Source organism: Streptomyces rimosus (assembly GCF_008704655.1).
Lineage (GTDB): Bacteria > Actinomycetota > Actinomycetes > Streptomycetales > Streptomycetaceae > Streptomyces > Streptomyces rimosus.
The window spans coordinates 6,278,310-6,293,507 of the sequence record NZ_CP023688.1; the positions used below are offsets into that span (position 1 = coordinate 6,278,310).

The following is a 15,198-nucleotide window of genomic DNA, read 5'->3' on the forward strand; positions in this document are numbered from 1 at the left end:
CCGTGGCCGATTCCCGTCGGCCGGGACCGTCGCGGAGCGCGGCTAAGGGATTACCACTACGGGCAGGTTGGGGGTTCGAAGGGAACCTCCAACCTGCCCGTGGCGTTTACGGTGGAAGAGCCGGGCCCCGGCGCCACCGTCACCCTGCCGTTGTCATGACGAGGAGATCCCATGGAAGCCGTCATCGCGATCGTCGGTCTCCTCTTCGTACTGTTCGTGGCGGCCGGTGTCTTCGTCACGGTCAAGGCCGTACAGGCGGCCAAGCGCGGGGTGGACCGCGGCATGGCCCAGGCGCGCCGGACGGTCGAGGACACCTCGCTCAGGGCGCGCCGGCTCACCCAGCCGGGCGTGGCCGGCGAGCTGGCGCAGCTGCGGCTGTCGCTGCGTACGTCGATGCGGGCCACCCAGGACGTGCTGCACGCCGGCGCCGCGGACGACGCCTCGCTGAAGGAGGCCCTGGGCCTGTTCGAGCGGCTCAGCGCCCACGGCCACGAGCTGGACGACGAGCTGAAGCGGCTGGAGCGGGAGCCCGACCGCGGCAGCGTCGCGGCCCGGCTGCCGGAGCTGCGCGAGCGGCTGGAGCGCATCACGCACTCCGCCGAGTCGCTGCGGTGGGCCGCCAGGGACCGCGCCCGGCAGTTCGCGGACGACGATCTGGCCGCGCTGAACGAGCAGATCGACATGGAGGCCGGGGCGCTGCGGCACTGGTCGAAGGAGCCGCTGGAGGACCGCATCAAGGCGTCCGGGGAGGCGCCGGGGAGCGCGCACGCAGCCGGGACGGCCGAGGGTGGCACGTCCCGGAGCGGGGCCTCCGGTCCGGCTTCGGCCGCCGGTTCCGCCGACGGCACTGCCGGGGGCGAGGCGGTACGGAAGCCGTGGGGTCCCGTCGAGGACGAGACGCCCGCGATCACGGCCCGCGACCCGCGTACGCAGCCTTCGTACCCGTGGCAGAAGGCGCCGCGCACGGAACGGACGACCTGATTCCGGGGAGCCGCCGCACGGTCGGGCCTGTAGCGAGCGCCCCGTGACACGCCGACCGCCGACTCTTGGCAAATCTCTGGCCAAACCTGCGGGATCATGAAAGGGCCCGCACTGTCGGGGGCCGGGCGACCCGGATAACCTCCCAGTCATGTCCCGCCATGTCGCGATCGTCACCGATTCAACGGCCTACCTGCCGCGGGCGGCACTGCAACGCCACGCCATCACGGCGGTACCGCTCACCGTCGTCCTCGGGGACGAGGCCCTGGAGGAGGGCACCGAGATCTCGGCGAGATCGGTCGCCCAGGCCCTGCAGAAGCGCCGGTACGTGACGACATCGCGGCCCAGCCCCGAGGCGTTCGCCGCCACCTACCGGGAGATCGCCGAGGCGGGGGCGCAGAGCATCGTCTCCCTGCATCTGTCCTCGGAGTTCTCCGGTACGTACGACGCGGCGGTGCTGGCGGCCGCGGAGGCTCCCGTGCCGGTACGGGTCGTGGACACCGGCATGGTCGCCATGGCGCTCGGCTTCTGCGCCCTGGCGGCGGCCGAGGCGGCGGAGTCCGGCGGGAGCCTGGACGAGGCGGTCGCCGCGGCCGAGAAGCGGGCCGAACAGACCTCCGCCTACTTCTACGTGGACACCCTCGACTACCTGCGCCGGGGCGGCCGGATCGGGGCCGCGCAGGCACTGCTCGGCTCGGCGCTCGCGGTCAAGCCGCTGCTCCAGCTCGCCGAGGGCCGGATCGATCTCCTGGAAAAGGTCCGCACGGCCTCGAAGGCGATCGCCAGGCTGGAGGAGATCGCCGTGGAACGGGCGGGGGAGGGCCAGGTGGACATCGCCGTACACCACCTCGCGGCCCCCGACCGGTCGGACGCCCTGGCCGACCGCCTACGAGAACGCGTGCCGGGCCTCGCCGAACTGCATGTGAGCGAGGTGGGCGCGGTGATCGGGGCGCATACGGGACCGGGGTTGTTGGGGGTTGTGGTGTCGCCTCGGTAGGGGGTGTCTGGCCTCCTGCGTTCCTCATCGGCTCTCCCCTCATCCCTCCTTGGCGCCTCCTCCGGCCTTCCCCCGGCCCTACCCGACCCTCCTTGGCTTCTCCTCCGGCCCCCCAGTCCCTCCTCCGGTCTTCCCCGGTCTCTCCTCCGGTCTTCCCCGGCTCTACTTCGGCTTGCCTGGCCCTCCTTGGCGCCTCCTCTGACCCTGCTCGGCCCGTCCTCCGCCTCTCCTTGTCGTCCCCTGGCCCTGATCGTCCAGTCCTCTGCCGCTTGTTGGCCCGCCCTCCGTCCCTGCTTGGGCCGTTCTCCGGCCCTCCTCGCCCCCTCTTCAGCCCCTCTCCGCTCACACTCCGGCCTCTCCTCCACCCCTCTACCGCTTCCTCACGGAGCGTGATTGTGAAGGGCTCCCGCTGGGCAGGGGTAACACAGGGGTAGGTGCGCTGAAACGGTCCGCCGGGTGACGCCGTTATCCACAACCCGCAGGTTATCCACGGAACTTGACGACTCGCGGCAGAATCTGCGTGAGCCGTCTAACGTCGGTGGGCATGACGCAACAATCACTCTCCGCAACCACCCCTGGCGGGCCTGTCGCCGCCTCCGACGCTGATTCCGGCCTCTGGCCCGGCCTCGACTCCGATCTCGATGCCGGTCAGCGGTCCGGCCTCGTTCCGGACCCGGCCGCTGGCCGTGACGCCGGGGTCGACCCGGACTTCGGCTCAGGGATCGTTCCCGGTCCGCTGCCGGACCGTCCGTCTCGCCGCCGAGCGATGCGTATGACGGTACGAGGCAGGTCGGCCCGGCGCGCGGAGACCGCGGCGGCGGTACGTGCACGGGCCGAGGCGCTGTTCCGAGGACCACCGGAGCCGGATCGCCGGGCGGGCCCGCCGGATCGTCGGGTGAACCCACCGGATCGTCGGGTGGACCCATCGGATCGTGAGGTGGGTCCATCGGATCGCCCGACGGGACCAGAGGCCGCAGGGGACGACGATCCGGCAGTGGACCCGCCCCAGGAGCGCCCGCCGGACGCACGCCCTGCCCACCCCGGGCCTATCGCCCGCCTGTGCCTCGCCGTTCGGGAACGGCTGCCGCTGTGGGTGCAGATGAGATGCGCGATCGACCCGAGGGCGCTGGCCGCCTTGGTCGTGGTGTTCCTGGTGGCGGTGGTTCTCGCGGTTCACCACTTCTGGGCGGCCCGGCCCCAGCCCGTACGGGCCCCGGCCGCCACACAGGCCACACCGGCGCCGGCCCCGGCTCCGGCGCCGCGGCCCCAGGTGACGGCGTCGGCCGGTGTGCCGGCGGCCGCCACGGGGCGCCTCCTCGTGGTCGACGTCGTCGGAAAGGTGCACCGGCCCGGTATCCACCGGCTGCCACCCGGGGCCCGGGTCGCCGATGCGCTGCGGGAGGCGGGTGGTGTGCTGGACGGCGCGAACCTCCGCGGACTGAACCGGGCGCGGCTGCTGGTCGACGGCGAGCAGATCGGCGTGGACGCGCCGGGGGCGGGGCCGGGCGCGGTGGGTCAAGGCGCGGGCCTGGGAGGGGTGCCTGGCGCCGGGTCTGGCTCGTCGGCGTCCGGAGCCGGGGCGGCCAGCGGCGTATCGTCCGGCAGCGCCGGGGCCTCCGTCGGTACGGGCGGTACGGGCGCCGGAGCCACCCCCGTGAGCCTCAACTCCGCGACCGTGGAACAGCTCGACGCCCTTCCTGGAGTCGGCCCCGTCCTGGCCCGGCACATCATCGAATACCGCACCGCACACGGTGGATTCACCTCCGTGGAACAGCTCCGTGACGTGAACGGCATCGGCGACCGACGCTTCGCCGACCTGCGCCCTCTGGTCCAGCCATGACAACCGACCGTGCCACGCTGCACCCACCGCCACCCGCCCCCGAAGCCGCCACCGACGGCCCGGTCCATCCCGACCACCCAGTTCACGCCGACCCCTCAGACCGCGCCGACCACCCCGCTCACGCCGGCTCGGACTACCCCGACCATGCTGGCTCGGACCACCCCGACCGCACCCCCATCCACGCCACCGCGTCCTCCCCCTACGGTGCCGCCGACCCTCGGCAGGACGAAGGTGTCGATCTTCGCCTGGTCGGGCCCGCGCTCGCGGCCTGGGGTGCGGCGGCGCTGGCCCTGGGGTGGTCCGGCGGTGCGGTGGCAGCGGTCTGTGTGGTGGCGGTGGTGGTGGCGGGGCTCGTGGTGCTCGGTGCGGTCCGTCGGCCGGACCGGCGGGTCGCCGGAGCGTTGGTCGCCCTCGCCGCGATCTTGCTGAGCGCGGTCGCAGGAGCCGCTTCCGCCGCACTGCACGCGGCTGACACACGGCGCGGACCGCTGCCCGAGCTGGCACGCCGGGACGCCCCGGTCACGGCCGAGGTGGAAGTGACCGGCGACCCGCGGCTGACCCGCCCACGGGTGCGCGGCGCTCAACAGGCGCCTCCGTCGGTCGTGTTCACCGCTGACGCACTTCGTGTCAGTGCGGCGGACGGCGCGGTCACCACCACCCGCACTCCCGTCCTGGTCGTCGTGCAACGTACGAAACAGCTCTCCACCTGGCAGCATCTGCTGCCGTCGACCCGCATCCGTATCGCGGCCCGCGCCGGTACACCTCTCCAATCGACCGACGGCATTGCCGCCGTCCTGAGGGTGACCGCGGGCCCCGGCCCCCAAGTGGTGCGCGCGCCCGACGCCTTGCAGCGCTTCGCCGGTGATCTACGGGCCGGCCTCCGCGCGGCCACCGACGATCTGAGCCCCGACGCCCGCGCGCTGCTCCCGGGCCTGGTGGTCGGCGACACCTCGCGCGTCCCGCCCGACCTCGACGATGCCTTTCGCGCCACCGACCTGACCCATTTGCTCGCCGTCTCCGGAAGCAATCTGACCATCCTGCTCGTCCTGCTCATCGGCCCGCCCCACCTCTCCGTACGGGCCGAACGCCGTGGCCTGGCGCCGCTCCTGGGCCTCTCGCTGCGCACGACCGCCCTCGTCGGCGGCTCGGTCGCGCTCGCCTTCGTGATCGTCTGCCGACCCGACCCCAGCGTGCTGCGGGCCGCCGCCTGTGGCCTGATCACGCTGCTCGCGATCGGTACGGGACGCCGCCGTTCCCTCGTCCCCGCCCTCGCCGCCGCGGTTCTGGTGCTGGTGCTCTACGACCCCTGGCTCGCCCGGAGTTACGGCTTCCTGCTCTCTGTACTGGCCACCGGCGCGCTGCTCCTCCTCGCCCCTCGCTGGAGCGCCGCCCTGCAACGTCGCCGGGTGCCGCCGCGCCTCGCCGAGCTGATCGCCGCGGCAGCCGCGGCGCAGGCGGTCTGTGCGCCCGTCATCGTGGTGCTCGCCGCCCGCGTCGGCCTCGTCGCCGTGCCCTGCAACCTGCTGGCCGAACTGGCCGTCGCCCCGGCCACCGTGCTGGGTTTCGCGGCGCTCGCCACCGCTCCGTTGGTTCCGCCCCTGGCTAAGGCGCTGGCCTGGTGTGCCGGCTGGCCGACCGAGTGGATCGCCGGTGTCGCCCGTACGGGAGCGGCGCTGCCCGGCGCGGAGTTGGGCTGGCCGGGCGGCTGGGGCGGTGCGCTGCTGCTCGTGGCCGTCACGGTCGCAGGCGTACTGGTGGGGCGCCGGCTGCTGCGCCGACCCTGGCTGTGCGTCCTCGGCGTATTGACCCTGCTGGTCGCGGTGCTGCGCCCGGCGCCGCTCACCCGCGTCCTCATCGGCTGGCCGCCGCCGGGGTGGCGCGCCGTGGCCTGTGACGTGGGGCAGGGCGACGGCCTGGTCTTCAGCGCAGGGGAGGGGACCGCCCTGGTCGTGGACACCGGCCCGGAGCCGGCCGCCATCGATCACTGCCTGACCGACCTGGGAGTACGCCGCATCGCGCTCATCGTTCTCACGCATTTCCATGCCGATCACGTCAGCGGGCTGCCCGGCGCCCTGCGCGGGCGCTCGGTCGGCGCCATCGAGACCACGACCCTGCCCGAACCACCCGGCCAGGCCGCCTTCGTACGCCATACGGCAGCGGCCGCCGGAGTGCCGGTGATCGCTGCCGCGCCCGGGGAGCGGCGCAGCGCGGGGCCGCTGAGCTGGCAGGTTCTGTGGCCGCCCGTCACCGACCCCGGCGATCCCGCCTTCTCCCGCGCCTCCTTCCGCGCGGTCGAGGGCCCGAACGACGCCAGTGTCACGCTGCTGCTGCGCACCGCGGGCCTGACGTTCCTCCTGCTGGGCGACCTCGAACCGGTGGCCCAACAAGCTCTGTCGGCCGCGCATCCGGAGCTGACCGCCGTGGATGTGCTCAAGGTCGCCCACCACGGTTCCGGGTACCAGGATCCGTGGCTGATACGCCGTCTGGCGCCGCGCGTCGCCCTGATCAGCTGTGGTGCGGGCAATCCGTACGGCCATCCGGCGCCGCGCACCGTCCAGGCGCTGCGTTTCCAGGGCGCGAGGGTGCTGCGTACGGACACCGACGGTGCCGTCGCGGTCCTGGGCGGCCGGGACCGGCTCACCACCACCGTCAGGAATGGCAGGCGGAGCCGGGGGCGGCCGACTGGTCGGCGCAGGGCACGTGCCGGTACTTGCGCAGGATGTTCTTCGCCGTGTCGGAGTCCATGAACGCGCGGAACTTGGCGGCGAGCGAGCCGTCCTCGGGCTGCCCGTACGTGTAGAGGTACTCCACCGTCCAGAAGGGATAGTTACGTTGTCCACCCCACTCGATGTCGGGCTCGCGCCCGTTCAGCCGGATGCCGACCACCCGCGGGTGCTTGGCCGCCGCGTACACCTCCGCGTATCCGATGCCTCCCGGCACGCGGCCCACCGCGTCCAGCAGGCTGCCGGTGCTGTTCACCTCGCAGCGCGTGACGCGTGCCGTCGCGTCCCGGTCCTTGCCGCTGCAGTCGTACGACGACACCGTGCCCGGCTCCGACCCGCGCAGCACGGTCGTCTCGAACGCCCGTCGGGTGCCCGAGGCGGCGTCCCGCCCGACGATGCCGACCGGCAGGTCGTTGCCGCCGAGCTGCTTCCAGTTGGTGTACCGGCCGTCGTAGATGCCGCGCAGTTGCTCGGTGGTGAGGTTGTCGACGCCGGTCCGCTCGTTCACGACCAGGGCGAGCAGGATGACGCCGACGCGACGGCCCTCCAGCCTGCGGTAGATGGAGGGCGCGGCCACGTCCGACACGGCGAGGAAGGCCGGTCCGCCGCCCGGCGCGGATGTGCCCGCCTTGCTCAGCCGCCCCAGCCCGGACAGGCTGCCGCTCTCCGCCACATCGATCCGCGCGCCCCGGCAGCGCGCCTCGTACTGATCGGCGATCTCCCGCATCGGCGGCGCGAAGGCCGTGGAGCCGTCGACGGTCAGCCGCCCGGTGGCGCACTCCGCGTTCACCACGACCGTCTGCCTGTTGAGCAGCAGTCCGCTGAGCAGGCCGACGAGGATGATGCACACGCCTCCCAGGGCGAGGCTCAGTTTGCGCGGGCCCCAGCGCTGAGTGTTGCGGCGGATCCGCCCGCCGCTGATGAACCCGCCGACGACGACCTCGCTCGGGCGGCTCCCGTCACCGCCCCCACTCCCTTCGTCCGCCGACAGCAGCACCAGCAGCTTGAAGTGATTGCGCTTGTTCAGCGGCACTTTGGGGACGACGAGACGGCCGCCGCTGTGCCGCAGGCCGCCGCCGTTGCGGGTCAGCATGCCCACCAGGTCCGGCGGATTGGCGTCCGGCACCTCCACCCCGATGACCGTGCGACCGGTGAACTCGACCGTCAGCGGCTCCTGGTAGTCCTGCCGCACGATGTCCTTGCCGCCGTCGTTCTCGAAGCGCAGCAGCGCCAGCGTGGCATCGGTGATCTCCTGGTCCCGCCGGAGCAGCCGCAACTGTACGAGGCTGTGCGCGTCCCGCGGGTTCATGCCGATCGCGGTGTCCATCTGGACGCGATAGCCGATGCGCTTGCGGCCCGGCAGGAACCGCTCCACGGCCCAGAGCACGGCGGTGACGACGAGCCCGGCCGCGGCGAGGAGCGTCTCGGTGTCCGGCAGGGTCACGACTACCTCGCACAGCTGATCGGATGGCGGAATGCCTGCAATGTAGGGACGCCCCGGGGTGCCCGGGAGGGCTTCGGCAACCCGTCACCAGAGGTTCATCCACCGTCCCTGCGGCCGGAGGCCGTGGCAGTCCCGCCGTATCCCGCGACCCCTGGAATCAGGACCTGTAGGCTCCAGAAATATGAGGATGAGCGAGGGCGTCGAGTGGGCCCTGCACTGCTGTGTGACCCTGGCCTGGCTCGGCGACGAGCGGCCGGTGTCGACAGCGCGGCTGGCCGCCTCCTTCGAACTGCCCCCGGCCTACCTGAACAAGCGCCTCCAGGCGCTGGTACGGGCCGGCGTCCTGTCCTCGACCCCCGGCGCCCGCGGCGGCTTCCGGCTGGCCCGGCCGCCCGAGCGGATCACCCTGATGGACGTCGTCGCCGCCATCGAGGGCACCGAAGACGTCTTCCGGTGTACGGAGATCCGCCGCCGGGGCTCCGGCGCCGAGGCGCCCGACCGGGACTTCCGCCGCCCCTGCGGCATCTCCACCGCGATGCGCAAGGCCGAGCTGGCCTGGCGCCGCGAGCTCGCCGGACAGACCCTCGCCGACATCCTGGCCGGCACCCCGGGATCGGCTGCGGAACGCACCCGCCGCTGGTTCGCCACCGAGAGGACGAGCACCTGATGGACGACCGGCAGCCGCGCTCCGAGTCGGTACCGACGGAACCGCACGCGCCCCAGAAGCCCGAGACGCCACAAGCGTCCCCGGCACCGCAGTCCGGGGGCGAGGCGCCGTTCGCCCGGCCCTCGGACGCCGAGCGGATGCGTACCGAACCGCTCGACCCGGCGCGGACCGACGCCTACCTCCGGCGCCTCGGCGCCACCCGCCCGGCGACGCCCGACGCCGAGGCGCTGCGCGACCTCCACCTGCGGCATCTGCGGGCGGTCCCCTTCGAAAACCTCTCCGTGCACCTCGACGAGGACATCGCCCTGGACCCCAAGGCGCTGGTGGACAAGATCGTCGGGGGCTCGCGCGGCGGCTTCTGCTATGAACTCAACGGCGCCTTCGCCGCCCTGCTCCGCGCCCTCGGCTACCGGGTCGAGCTCCTCGCCGCCCGGGTCTTCGGCCCGGACGGCCCCGGCATCCCGTACGACCACCTCGCGCTGCGCGTCCACGGCGGAGACGGGCACGACGGGCCGTGGCTCGCCGACATCGGCTTCGGCAGGAACAGCCATCACCCGCTGCGCCTGGACAGCCGCGAGGAACAGCCCGACCCGGCCGGGGTGTTCCGCATCGAGGAGACCGCCGACGGCGACCTCGACGTCCTGCGGGACGGCCTGCCGCAGTACCGGCTCGAACAGCGGCCGCGCGCCCTGGCGGACTTCGCGGCGGGCTGCTGGTACCACCGCACCTCGCCGGAGTCGCACTTCACCCGGTCCCTGGTCTGCTCCCGGCTGACGGAGTCCGGCCGCGTCACGCTCTCCGGCCGTACGCTCGTGACCACGGCCGCCGACGGCAGCCGCGAGGAGCGCGAACTGACCGACGCCGAGGTGCTCCCCGCCTACCGAACCCACTTCGGCATCACGCTGGACCGGATACCGGTGCTGCGGGGCTGACGGCGGCCCGGCCCGCGCGGCATCGCGTACGTGCACGCCGTACCGGCGCCGCGTGCCTGCCCCGTACCTGCCCCCGTACGTCCTGCTCGGCCTTCGTCGGCCCTCGGCCTACTCGGCTTCCAGCCAGCCCTCGTACTCATCGGCCAGGGCGTCCAGCTTCGCCGGGTCGTGGACGCCCTTCGGGTCCTCGACCACCACCAGCCACTGGGCGTCCTCGGCGTCGTCCTCGCCCGCCAGGGCGTCCCGTACGAGCTGGGGTTCCTCCATGACGCCGAAGCGCTCGGCCAGTGCCTCGGCGACCTCCTCGGCGGAGTCGCGGTCGGGCAGCACCAGAACATGTCGTACATCGCTCACCCGGACATTGTCCGGCAGCGCGGGGCGAGGGCCGAACGGCGCTGTCAGTGGGGCGTGGGATGCTGGACCGCGATGGCCAGGAAGACAGCAAACGACGACCCGCTCGCGCCGATCACGATCGCCGTGGGCCAGGAGGACCTGCTCCTGGACCGCGCCGTGCAGCAGGTGGTGGCGGCGGCCCGCGCCGCCGACGCGGACACCGATGTGCGTGACCTCACGCCCGACCAGGTCCAGCCCGGCACGCTCGCCGAGCTGACCAGCCCCTCGCTGTTCGCCGAGCGCAAGGTCGTGGTGGTCCGGAACGCCCAGGACCTGTCCGCGGACTCGGTCAAGGACGTCAAGGCGTACCTCGGCGCCCCCGTCGAGGAGATCACGCTGGTGCTGCTGCACGCCGGCGGCGCCAAGGGCAAGGGCCTGCTGGACGCCGCCCGCAAGGTCGGCGCGCGGGAGATCGCCTGCCCCAAGATGACCAAGCCCGCCGACCGCCTGGCGTTCGTGCGCGGCGAGTTCCGTACGGCCGGCCGCTCCGCCACCCCCGAGGCGTGCCAGGCACTGGTGGACGCGATCGGCAGCGACCTGCGCGAGCTGGCCTCGGCCTGCTCGCAGCTGGTCGCCGACATCGAGGGCACGATCGACGACGCCATCGTCGGCCGCTACTACCGCGGCCGGGCCGAGGCGTCCAGCTTCACCGTCGCGGACCGCGCCGTGGAGGGCCGGGCCGCCGAGGCCCTGGAGGCGCTGCGCTGGGCCATGTCGACGGGCGTCGCCCCCGTCATGATCACCAGCGCGCTCGCCCAGGGCGTCCGCGCCATCGGCAAGCTGGCCTCCGCCCCGCGCGGCGCCCGCCCCGGCGACCTCGCCCGCGAGCTGGGCATGCCGCCCTGGAAGATCGACCGGGTGCGGCAGCAGATGCGCGGCTGGTCGGCGGACGGCGTCGCCACGGCGCTGCTCGCGGTGGCCGAGGCCGACGCGGGGGTCAAGGGCGGCGGCGACGACCCCGAGTACGCGCTCGAAAAGGCCGTCGTCACGATCGCCCGCGCGGCCCGCTCCCGCTGATTCGCTCCCGCTGAGGGGTGGGGGAGGGGGAAGCGCAGGTCCCGCGCTGTGAGTGCCGCGTGGGCGGCGCTACGTATGAGCGTTGCCGGGGCCATCGCTGCTCGGCGGCCTATGGCTCCACGGGGCCCTGCCGGGGCTACCGCCCACCGGGCCTCCCGTCGGGACCGCCGCCTCCCGATCCTGCCGGGGCTACCGCCCACCGCCCCTGCCGGGACCACCGCCCACCGGGCCTGACGGGACCACCGCTCGGCGGGCCTTGCCGGGGCTACCGCCCACCGGCCCCTGCCAGGACCACCGCCCACCAAGCTCTCCCAGAACCACCCCCGCCCACCGCCCCTACCGAGGCCGCTGTCCGCCGGATCCCGCAGGGGCCACCGCCCACCGCCCTTGCCCGGACCGCCAGCCCCCGCACCACCCCCGGCCCGGCCCCCCGCCCCCTCATCCCCCCAACTTCCGCAACGTCTCCCCCGCGCTGCTCTTGAGCATTCCGGCGACCTGGTCGGTCGTCGGTGGCTTGGTCGAGGTGGTGCGGGAGGTGTAGCTCGACCATGTGATCTGGTAGGTCATCCAGCCGTCGCGGACGCCGAGGATCACGTATGAGCCGCTGCTGTCGTCGGACCGGCTGACGAGGTACGCCTCGTCGCCGATGCCGGACACCGGTGTGACCTTGTACGCGATCGAGCCGCGCTGGCTCTCGTACGCGCGGTAGCCGTCCGCGAACTCCGCCGTCGGGTCGGTCTTCTTGTGCAGGGTGGCGGCGCTGTAGACCCAGGTCGAGGAGTAGTCGTTGCTGCCCGCGTCGGATGCCTTCAGCTCGGCGTTGCACCACATCGAGTCGACCGCGCCCTGCTGCACGCCGCTGTACTGCGGGTTCTGCGCGCTGCTGCCCGACGCGCCGGACGACGAGGACGAGCTGCCGGCCGGTTTGATCTTGTAGTTCGAGCTCTCGAAGGGCGTGAACGAGGTGCGGTTGCACAGGTCGGACGTGTACGAGTAGCCCGCCAGATCGGGGTCGGGCTGCGCCTCTTCGAACGCGCCGGCCGCGAAGAGGATCGCGCCGCCCATCGCCGACGCGGCGACCGCCCCGCCGAGCGCCCACAGCCAGTGCTGTGTACCCCCGCCCCCGGAACCGCCCGCCACCCCACCGGGCCCACCAGACCCACCAGGCCCTCCGGAAACGCCGGGCCCTCCGGAAACACCAGGCCCGACCGCTCCCGCACCCGCTCCCGTACCCGCCTGCTGCGGCCCCCCGCCCGCCGGATAGCCGTAAGCACCACCCACGCCGGGCCCCACGCCGGGCCCTGCACCGGGCCCAGCCCCCGCCCCATACGGCCCCTGCTGCGGCACCCCCGAACCAAAGGCCCCAGGCCCAGGCTGTGGCTGCGCATACGGATTGTTCGGATCCCCCGGAATCGACATGCGCGGCAGCGTAGCCGACCGGGACGGCACCCAGGCCCCCGCGGTGACCGGGACCACAGCCACCCCGCCGAACGCGCCGTCGCGCGCGCCCGTACGACCCCTGGCGCCCCCATAACAACAACGGACCCCGCGGCACCCTGGGGAAGGGCGACCGCGAGGTCCGTCGTTTCAAGCTGTGTGTGCGCCGTACCCGCGTGGCGAACGCTGGCCGTGTGCGGCGCGGTGGTGCACCGGAAGGAGCGGAGAGAGGGGCCGCTGGGCCCTTACCGGCAGAGGTGGTGCGTCAAGAACGGGGTTCAGCCCTTGAGGGCCGCGACCTTCTTGGCCAGCGCCGACTTCTTGTTGGCGGCGGCGTTCTTGTGGATGACACCCTTGCTGACGGCCTTGTCCAGCTTCTTGGCGGCCTCGGCCTGGGCGGTGGCGGCCTTCTGCAGGTCACCGGCCTCCACGGCCTCACGGGTGCGACGGATCGCGGTACGCAGCGAGGACTTCACAGCCTTGTTGCGCTGCCGAGCCTTCTCGTTGGTCTTGATCCGCTTCATCTGGGACTTGATGTTCGCCACGAAAGAGCCTTTTCAGGTTCGTTGGATTACGAGTCGCGCCTCGCACGAGAGAGTGCACAAAGCGCAGTGGACCAGGCTACCAGCAGCCTCCACAGCCTCCCAAACCGGACCAGGACCGCCGCGCATGGGACGATGGGGGAGACGAAAAACAACCGAGTCCCGCCTACCCGCGTTCTCTGAATGGACCCTGCGTGCCCGCGACCCCTACGAACGTGCCGGAGCCGAGCCGTACCGACCCGGCTCTCATCCGTAACTTTTGCATCATCGCGCACATCGACCACGGCAAGTCCACGCTCGCCGACCGGATGCTCCAGCTGACCGGCGTCGTTGAGCAGCGGCAGATGCGCGCGCAGTACCTCGACCGCATGGACATCGAGCGCGAGCGCGGCATCACGATCAAGTCCCAGGCGGTCCGGCTGCCCTGGGCCCGCTCCGACGAGGACGGTGGCGCGACCCACATCCTCAACATGATCGACACCCCGGGCCACGTGGACTTCACCTACGAGGTCTCGCGTTCCCTCGCCGCGTGCGAGGGCTGCATCCTCCTCGTGGACGCGGCCCAGGGCATCGAGGCGCAGACCCTCGCCAACCTGTACCTGGCGATGGAGCACGACCTCCAGATCATCCCGGTGCTGAACAAGATCGACCTGCCGGCCGCGCAGCCCGAGAAGTTCGCCAAGGAGCTGGCCAACCTCGTCGGCTGCGAGCCCGAGGACGTGCTGAAGGTCTCCGCGAAGACCGGCGAGGGCGTCGCCGAGCTGCTCGACAAGGTCGTCCGCGACGTGCCGGCCCCGGTCGGCGTCAAGGACGCGCCGGCGCGCGCGATGATCTTCGACTCGGTCTACGACGCGTACCGCGGCGTCGTGACGTACGTGAAGGTCGTCGACGGCACGCTCAGCAAGCGCGAGCGCATCAGGATGATGTCCACCGGCGCCGCCCACGAGCTGCTGGAGATCGGCACGAACTCGCCCGAGATGACGGCCGCCGACGGCCTGTCCGTGGGCGAGGTCGGTTACCTGATCACCGGCGTGAAGGACGTCCGCCAGTCCAAGGTCGGCGACACGATCACCCAGCTCAGCAAGGGTGCCGACGAGCCGCTGGGCGGCTACAAGGACCCGAAGCCGATGGTCTTCTCCGGTCTGTACCCGCTCGACGGCTCCGACTACCCGGAGCTGCGCGACGCGCTGGACAAGCTCCAGCTCAACGACGCCGCGCTGGTCTACGAGCCGGAGACCTCCGCGGCCCTCGGCTTCGGCTTCCGCGTCGGCTTCCTGGGTCTGCTGCACCTGGAGGTCATCCGCGAGCGCCTGGAGCGCGAGTTCGGCCTCGACCTGATCGCCACCGCCCCCAACGTGGTCTACCGCGTGGACATGGAGGACGGCGCCGAGCACGAGGTCACCAACCCCAGCGAGTTCCCGACCGGCAAGGTCGACAAGGTCCACGAGCCGGTCGTACGGGCCACGATCCTGGCGCCCAGCGAGTTCATCGGCGCGATCATGGAGCTGTGCCAGAACCGCCGCGGCAACCTGCTCGGCATGGACTACCTCTCCGAGGACCGCGTCGAGATCCGCTACACCCTCCCGCTCGCCGAGGTCGTCTTCGACTTCTTCGACCAGCTCAAGTCCAAGACCCGCGGCTATGCCTCGCTGGACTACGAGCCCACCGGCGAGCAGGCCGCCGACCTGGTCAAGGTCGACATCCTGCTGCACGGCGACAAGGTCGACGCGTTCTCCGCGATCTGCCACAAGGACAAGGCGTACGCGTACGGCGTGCGGCTGGTCGCCAAGCTGCGCGAGCTGATCCCGCGGCAGAGCTTCGAGGTGCCGATCCAGGCCGCCATCGGCAGCCGGGTCATCGCCCGTGAGACGGTCCGCGCGATCCGCAAGGACGTGCTCGCCAAGTGCTACGGCGGCGACATCTCCCGTAAGCGGAAGCTGCTGGAGAAGCAGAAGGAAGGCAAGAAGCGGATGAAGATGGTCGGCAGCGTGGAGGTTCCGCAGGAAGCCTTCATCGCGGTGCTGTCCTCCGACTCCGACGGCGACGCCAAGGGCAAGAAGTAACCCGCCCGTAGTCCCGTCCCGCACGTCTCACACAGCCCCCGGCCGGTCCAGGCCGGGGGCTGCGTGCCGTGTACCCGTACGGAACGGCCGTCCGGGCCGTACGGCATCCGGGCGGTCGGCCGGGAAATCGGCGCGCAAACGGTTTCCCGGACGCGCGGCACGGCG

Annotated in this window: 12 protein-coding genes; 8 read left to right on the forward strand and 4 right to left on the reverse strand. The window is 72.4% G+C overall.

Annotated elements, in window-relative coordinates; translation table 11 throughout:
* The first annotated feature begins 171 nt into the window (after positions 1–171).
* The 4 genes from CP984_RS27150 (at position 172) to CP984_RS27165 (ending at position 6,562) form a co-directional block, all read left to right on the forward strand.
* Entirely contained in the window at positions 172–981 is an 810-nt protein-coding gene (locus CP984_RS27150; protein ID WP_003985030.1) for a hypothetical protein, read from the forward strand.
* Positions 982–1,129: 148 nt separating this feature from the next.
* Positions 1,130–1,975, forward strand: a complete 846-nt coding sequence (locus tag CP984_RS27155; RefSeq protein ID WP_003985029.1) for a DegV family protein — start codon at positions 1,130–1,132, stop codon at positions 1,973–1,975.
* 994 nt (positions 1,976–2,969) lie between these two features.
* Positions 2,970–3,815: a ComEA family DNA-binding protein gene (locus CP984_RS27160; protein WP_226048703.1), complete on the forward strand. Its 846-nt coding sequence runs from the start codon at positions 2,970–2,972 to the stop codon at positions 3,813–3,815.
* Entirely contained in the window at positions 3,812–6,562 is a 2,751-nt protein-coding gene (locus CP984_RS27165) for a ComEC/Rec2 family competence protein (protein WP_003985027.1), read from the forward strand. Before CP984_RS27160 ends, CP984_RS27165 begins: the two co-directional genes overlap by 4 nt.
* Here the strand turns inward: CP984_RS27165 and CP984_RS27170 are convergent.
* Positions 6,465–7,982, reverse strand: coding sequence for a substrate-binding domain-containing protein (locus CP984_RS27170; protein WP_003985026.1), 1,518 nt, complete (start codon positions 7,980–7,982; stop codon positions 6,465–6,467). The two genes, CP984_RS27165 and CP984_RS27170, sit on opposite strands and share 98 nt — an antisense overlap.
* Positions 7,983–8,163: 181 nt before the next feature.
* Between CP984_RS27170 and CP984_RS27175 the strand changes: the two genes are divergently transcribed.
* On the forward strand, positions 8,164–8,649 hold the full coding sequence (locus tag CP984_RS27175; RefSeq protein ID WP_030179786.1) for an RrF2 family transcriptional regulator: 486 nt from the start codon (positions 8,164–8,166) through the stop codon (positions 8,647–8,649).
* Between the two features lie 137 nt (positions 8,650–8,786).
* The gene (locus CP984_RS27180) at positions 8,787–9,581 is read left to right on the forward strand and encodes an arylamine N-acetyltransferase family protein (protein WP_030179787.1); all 795 of its coding nucleotides are present in this window, start codon (positions 8,787–8,789) and stop codon (positions 9,579–9,581) included.
* 108 nt (positions 9,582–9,689) lie between these two features.
* On the opposite strand, the gene CP984_RS27185 is transcribed toward CP984_RS27180, so the two are convergent.
* Complete coding sequence (locus CP984_RS27185; RefSeq protein WP_063604362.1) at positions 9,690–9,935, reverse strand: hypothetical protein; 246 nt, start codon at positions 9,933–9,935, stop codon at positions 9,690–9,692.
* A gap of 72 nt (positions 9,936–10,007) precedes the next feature.
* On the opposite strand from CP984_RS27185, the gene holA reads away from it, so the two are divergent.
* On the forward strand, positions 10,008–10,991 hold the full coding sequence (holA, locus tag CP984_RS27190) for a DNA polymerase III subunit delta (protein WP_003985022.1): 984 nt from the start codon (positions 10,008–10,010) through the stop codon (positions 10,989–10,991).
* A gap of 438 nt (positions 10,992–11,429) precedes the next feature.
* On the opposite strand, the gene CP984_RS27195 is transcribed toward holA, so the two are convergent.
* On the reverse strand, positions 11,430–12,131 hold the full coding sequence (locus tag CP984_RS27195) for a hypothetical protein (protein ID WP_003985021.1): 702 nt from the start codon (positions 12,129–12,131) through the stop codon (positions 11,430–11,432).
* A gap of 575 nt (positions 12,132–12,706) precedes the next feature.
* Positions 12,707–12,973, reverse strand: a complete 267-nt coding sequence (gene rpsT / locus CP984_RS27205; protein ID WP_003985020.1) for a 30S ribosomal protein S20 — start codon at positions 12,971–12,973, stop codon at positions 12,707–12,709.
* A 191-nt stretch (positions 12,974–13,164) separates the two neighbouring features.
* On the opposite strand from rpsT, the gene lepA reads away from it, so the two are divergent.
* Positions 13,165–15,033: a translation elongation factor 4 gene (gene lepA, locus CP984_RS27210; protein ID WP_003985019.1), complete on the forward strand. Its 1,869-nt coding sequence runs from the start codon at positions 13,165–13,167 to the stop codon at positions 15,031–15,033.
* Positions 15,034–15,198 lie beyond the last annotated feature (165 nt).